The following is a 5,046-nucleotide window of genomic DNA, read 5'->3' as shown; positions in this document are numbered from 1 at the left end:
GCAGCTCATCCAGGGCATCGAGACCCTCAGCCTCCGGGTAGAGCGCCACACGCAGAACGCCCAGGAGATCGCCGAGTGGCTCGAGAACCACGCCGACATCGCCTCGGTCAACTACGCGGGCCTGCCGTCGAGCCCCTGGTACGCGGCGGCCAACAAATACGCCCCCCTGGGCGTCGGAGCCGTGCTGTCGTTCGAACTCAAGGGCGGGGTGGATGCCGGCCGCGAGCTGGTTGACAACCTCGAGCTGTTCAGCCACCTGGCGAACATCGGTGACGTGCGGTCGCTGGTCATCCACCCGGCGTCGACGACGCACGCGCAGCTCACCCCCGAGCAGCAGCTCACCGCCGGCGTCACCCCCGGGCTGGTGCGCCTGTCGGTCGGCATCGAGAACATCGCCGACCTCAAGGCGGACCTCGAGATCGGCTTCGCCGCGGCTCGCGCGGTCGTGGCCGCCTCCCGCGCCAACGCCTAGCCGAACGACCGCCGGCCACGCCGCCGGCAATTCGACGGAGATTCCCCCCTCACCGGGCGTTGCGGGCCGATTTCGGTCCCGCGGCGAAGGGATCTCCGTCGAATTCGCCGGTCCGGCGTCACAAACGGGCCGGGAACTGAATCGCGCGGCAGAATGGAGGCCTATGGAATGGCAATCCGCCGCTGACACGGTCCCGTCGAGCTTCATCACCGAGGCCCAGGCGCGCTCGCTGCTCGGCAAGCCTCCGGCCACGGGTGCCTGGCGTGACGGCGACCCGGTCGGTCACCGGCGGTTCCTGGATGTCGGCCCGTTGCACTTCGAGGCCGGGAGCAGCCTGGGCGCCGTGCGGATCGCCTACGAGACCTGGGGCACGCTCTCTCCCACGGGCGACAACGCCGTGCTCGTGCTGCACGCCCTCACCGGCGACAGCCACGTGGTCGGACCATCCGGACCGGGGCACCACACCGCCGGGTGGTGGGGCGGGATCGTCGGTCCGGGCCTGGCCATCGACACCGACCGGTGGTTCGTCGTCGCTCCGAACATGCTCGGCGGCTGCCAGGGCAGCACCGGCCCGTCCTCGCTGGCGCCCGACGCCGCGGAATGGGGCACCCGTTTCCCCTACCTGACCATCCGCGACCAGGTCGCCGCGCAGGTCGCGTTCGCCGACCGGCTCGAGATCGACCGCTGGGCGGCCGTCATCGGCGGCTCGATGGGCGGGATGCACGCGCTGGAGTGGGCGGTGGAGAAGCCGGCCCGGGTCGAACGCCTCGCCATCCTCGCCGCGCCCCCGGTGTCGACCGCCGACCAGATCGCGCACAACTCTGTGCAGATCGAGGCCATTCGCACCGACCCGCTCTTCCGCGCCGGCGACTACTACGACGCCGCGGACGGCGACGGCCCGACCAGGGGCCTCTCCCTGGCCCGGCGGATGGCGCTGCTCAACTACCGCAGCCCGTCCGAGCTCAATCTGCGCTTCGAGCGCGGCTGGCAAAGCGACATCAGCCCCCTCGGCGCCGGCGGCCGTTTCGCGGTGGAGTCGTACCTCGACTTCCACGGCAACAAGTTCACCCGCCGATTCGATGCCAACAGCTACATCGTCCTCGCCCTGGCCATGAACTCCCACGACATCGGTCGAGGGCGCGGCGGCGTGCCTTCCGCGCTCGCCCGGATCACCGCCAGGACCCTCGTCCTTGGGATCGACAGCGACCGGCTCTTCCCTGTCGACGGCCAGCGGACCATCGCCGCCCATCTTCCGAACAACATCGACGGCAGCGACCCGGTCGTGCTCCAGTCTCCCTACGGGCATGACGGGTTCCTGATCGAACACGATGCCGTCGGCTCCCAGCTGGCCCGGCTGCTCCGCTGACGAGGTCCGTCCACCGGGGTTGACAGCCGCCGGATTCGGGTAAAACCTGAAGGGAATCAGGGGACGGCGCGCTTGCCGAGAGGACGTCAGCCATGAAGCCAGGATCCGTGGTCATGCTCGTGATCGGAATGCTCCTCGCCCTGCTGGGGATGGGTGTGGTCAGCGGCGGGATCGTCGCGGCCTGGGCCAATTCCGAGCAACGGTCGGGCGGTTTCCTCGAAACCCCCGCCCGTACGTTCTCGGTCGACACCTACGCCCTCACCTCACCTCACTCCGACGCCGACATGGGCGTGTCCACCGGACTCCCCTTCGACGTCGGAACGATCAGGCTCCGGGCCACGTCGGTCGGGCAGGACGGGGAGATCTTCATCGGGATTGCACCCCAGGCCGACGTCGACCAGTACCTGGCCGGAGTGAACCACACCGTGCTCAGGCAGATGACCTTCGCCCCGTTCCGGGCCGAGTACGACGACGTGGCCGGACCCAACGAGCCGGAGCCGCCGGACGAGCAGACCTGGTGGACGGAATCGGTCTCCGGTTCGGGCGAACAGCAACTCGAGTGGGACATCCAGTCCGGAAACTGGGCCGTCGTCGTGATGAACGCGGACGGGAGCCCCGGCGTGGACGTGTCCCTACAGGCGGGAGCGCGGTCCGATCTGCTCGGGCCACTGGCCGTCGGGCTGCTGATCGGCGGCGGCCTCCTCCTGCTGATCGGCATCATGCTCGTCGTGGCCGGCGCGATCGGCCTCGGGCGGTCGCGCACCCCTCCCGGCCCGGGCCAGGCCGTCGGAGCGGGTCCGGCCGTCGGAGCGGGACCGGCTCCGGGACCGGCGAGCGCGGGCGCCGCCGGCGGTGGCGCCGCCGCGATGGCCGCCGTTCCGGCCGGCGAGCCCGAGTCGTGGGCCTACCCCGCGCGGTTGTACGGCGAACTGGACCCCCAGCTCTCCAACTGGATGTGGCTGGTCAAGTGGTTCCTCGTGATCCCGCACATCTTCGTGCTGGTGTTCCTGTGGATAGCGTTCGTGTTCAGCTCGATCATCGCCTGGTTCGCCATCCTGTTCACCGGCCGGTACCCCGAATCCATTTTCACGTTCAACGTCGGAGTGCTCCGCTGGAGCTGGCGGGTGGCCTTCTACTCGTATTCGGCCCTCGGCACCGATCGATATCCGCCGTTCACGCTCTCGCCGGCTGATTACCCCGCCGAACTCGAGGTCGACTACCCGGAGCGGCTTTCCCGGGGGCTGGTGCTGGTCAAATCGTGGCTGCTCGCCATCCCGCACCTCCTGATCGTGGCCGCGTTCACCGGCGGCGGTTGGGCCTGGCGCGCGCCCTCGGACGATGTCACGACCGGCGTCATGACGTACAGCTACGCCGAGGGCCGGACCGATTTCGTCCCGAACGCCGGCCTGTCGCTGCTCGGGATGCTGGTCCTGGTCGCCGCCGTCATCCTGCTGTTCACCGGGCGCTACCGGCGGGCGCTGTTCGACCTGATCCTGGGGCTGAACCGGTGGTCGTACCGGGTGATCGTGTACACCGCCCTCATGCGGGACGAGTATCCGCCCTTCCGCCTCGACCTGGGCGGCACTGATCCGGCCGCCGCCAGGCGAAACGAGGCCGTGGCGCCCAGCACGGCCTGATGCCCAGGGGAGAGTCACTTCCGGCGCGTGCGTACTCCCGCCTCCTCCTGACCTGGGTCGCCTGGGTGAGCGCGGGAGAGGCCGTGGGGTTCCTGGCGCCGGCGCTCGCGCAGGTGGCGGCAACCCTGCTGAACCCGTCGATGGTCACGGCGGCCCTGGTGGCGGCGGGCGCCGCCGAAGGGGCGCTGCTCGGCTGGTCCCAGGCGCACGTGCTGACCCGCCGGCTCCCCGCTCTCTCGGCGGCCCGGTGGATTGCCGGCACCGCGGTCGCGGCGGCGATCGCCTGGTTCATCGGGCTGCTGCTGTGGAGCGACCCCGAGGCCTGGCCGGCCTGGCCGCTCGGCGCGCAGATCGCCGTGGGCGCCCTCGCCGCGGCGGTGCTCCTCTGTTCGATCGGCTTCGCCCAGTGGCTGGAACTGCGCCGCCACCTGGCCGGGAGCGGCTGGTGGGTGGCCGGCACGGCTGCGGCCTGGTGCGTGGGGCTGTCGGTGTTCTTCGCGGTGGCGACCCCGCTCTGGCAGCCGGGCCAGGCGCTGTGGCTCACCCTGGTGATCGGAGTGTGCGCCGGCGCCCTGATGGCCGTGAGCATGGCCGTCGTCACCGGGCTGGTTCTGGTCCGGATGCTCCGCGCAGCCTCGCGCCGGGCGACGTCGGCACCTCCGGCCCGATATGGTGCTGTGTAACGCATCTCACGCGTCAGACGACAGGCGACCATGCAACGCACCTTCACAGAGCGCGACCGCTTACTGAAAGAGCGCGACCGCCTGCTGCGTCGAGCGGCCCGCGCGACCGGCCTGGCCGGTTCCGTCACGGCGCTGCTGTGCATGCTCGTCCCGGGCGGCCTGGCCCCCGATATTCTCCTCGGCTGCGTGCTGCTCGTGCTGGCAATGGCCGGCTGGCAGTACCTGCTCGGCCACACCGGCGCGATCCGCTGGGTGGTGATGACCGTGCTCACCGGCATGGCCGTCATCCTGCTGATCGGCTTCGGACGGCCGCCCGAACCCCGGATGAACCTCGTCGAGGAATCCGTCATCGCGGCCGTCGCTGCCGGGGCGATGAGCTCCGTGGCGATCGTCCTCGTGGTGAGCCTGTCCCGGCTGGTGACCCTGGGATCCGTGCTCGGCTTCACCGTGGCCAGCGTCGTCGCCGCCACGGTCACCTCGAACGGCACCATCGTTCCCCTGGCCCTGACGATCTCCGGATGGTTCGCCACCACCCTCGGCGGGTGGTGGATGGGCCAAAGCATCCCTCGTGCGATGCAGCGCATCGCCGCGATCGGGCGCGCTCACCGCGCCGAACGCCATGCGAGCGAGCTCGAAGCGCAGCGCCGGCAGGACGCGCGACTCCTGCACGACACCGTCCTGGCCACCCTCACGCTGCTCGCACACTCCGGCGTCGGCGTCAGCCCCGACGCCCTGCGGGAACAGGCCGGGGACGACGCCCGGCTGCTGCGGCAGCTGCGCCTGGGCGGGCTGCCCACGCCGCGGCGTTCGGGCGTGTACACACTGGAACCGGCGAGCGAATCCACCCTCGGCAACACGCTCGAGTCGGTCAAACAGCGCTTCGGCCGG

5 protein-coding genes are annotated in these 5,046 nt (G+C 70.7%); all 5 read left to right on the top strand.

Annotation, left to right across the window (positions count from 1 at the left end):
• A partial coding sequence (locus BLQ39_RS15370) for a PLP-dependent transferase (RefSeq protein ID WP_176759161.1) occupies window positions 1-472 on the top strand: 472 nt, incomplete at its 5' end.
• Between the two features lie 163 nt (window positions 473-635).
• Window positions 636-1,838, top strand: coding sequence for a homoserine O-acetyltransferase MetX (gene metX, locus BLQ39_RS15365; protein ID WP_092325369.1), 1,203 nt, complete (start codon window positions 636-638; stop codon window positions 1,836-1,838).
• A 92-nt stretch (window positions 1,839-1,930) separates the two neighbouring features.
• A complete protein-coding gene (locus BLQ39_RS15360; RefSeq protein ID WP_092325367.1) occupies window positions 1,931-3,475 on the top strand; it encodes a DUF4389 domain-containing protein in 1,545 nt (514 codons plus the stop codon).
• Window positions 3,475-4,158, top strand: coding sequence for a hypothetical protein (locus BLQ39_RS15355; protein WP_092325365.1), 684 nt, complete (start codon window positions 3,475-3,477; stop codon window positions 4,156-4,158). Before BLQ39_RS15360 ends, BLQ39_RS15355 begins: the two co-directional genes overlap by 1 nt.
• A 30-nt stretch (window positions 4,159-4,188) precedes the next feature.
• Window positions 4,189-5,046, top strand: an 858-nt coding sequence (locus tag BLQ39_RS15350) for a hypothetical protein (protein ID WP_092325363.1), incomplete at its 3' end; no start/stop codon positions are given.

The sequence above is a fragment of the Cryobacterium psychrotolerans genome (genome assembly GCF_900101115.1).
Classification (GTDB): domain Bacteria; phylum Actinomycetota; class Actinomycetes; order Actinomycetales; family Microbacteriaceae; genus Cryobacterium; species Cryobacterium psychrotolerans.
The sequence above is the reverse complement of the archived record's forward strand: the minus strand, read 5'-3'. Positions and strand labels throughout refer to the sequence as shown.

What these genes read in the sequence shown, in the direction of transcription:
- metX (WP_092325369.1), top strand. Translation starts at nt 636, where the DNA reads ATGGAATGGCAATCCGCCGCTGACACGGTCCCGTCGAGCTTCATCACC.
- BLQ39_RS15360 (WP_092325367.1), top strand. Translation starts at nt 1,931, where the DNA reads ATGAAGCCAGGATCCGTGGTCATGCTCGTGATCGGAATGCTCCTCGCC.
- BLQ39_RS15355 (WP_092325365.1), top strand. Translation starts at nt 3,475, where the DNA reads ATGCCCAGGGGAGAGTCACTTCCGGCGCGTGCGTACTCCCGCCTCCTC.